This window comes from Paenibacillus sp. CCS19, from assembly GCF_033239625.1.
Taxonomy (GTDB): domain Bacteria; phylum Bacillota; class Bacilli; order Paenibacillales; family Paenibacillaceae; genus Paenibacillus_T.
Map to the genome: position 1 here is coordinate 1 of NZ_BTCK01000131.1, position 274 is coordinate 274.

General features: G+C 58.0%; 1 protein-coding gene. It reads left to right on the forward strand.

Going from position 1 to position 274, the window contains the following annotated elements; genetic code table 11:
- Positions 1–274 (forward strand): hypothetical protein (locus tag SBI19_RS29435; protein ID WP_317973084.1); only part of this gene is annotated, 274 nt, incomplete at both ends.

Here is a 274-nt window from a genome sequence, read left to right on the forward strand (position 1 = left end):
GGACGGCAGCTTGAACAATGCCGATCTGACGATCACGTTCAATGAAGGAACGGGCGACCTCGATGGAGGCACAACATTCACGAGCGGCAGCCAAGTAACGACGGAAGGCGACCATACGCTGACGGTTACGGATGCGGCAGGCAATGCGACGACAGTCACGTTCACGCTGGACAAAACGGGACCAAACGGCACAGTCATCATTAACGGCGGCGCTGCAGAGACGAATGCGACAACGGCAACGCTGGCGCTGACGAACGCAGACAACACCGCTAAG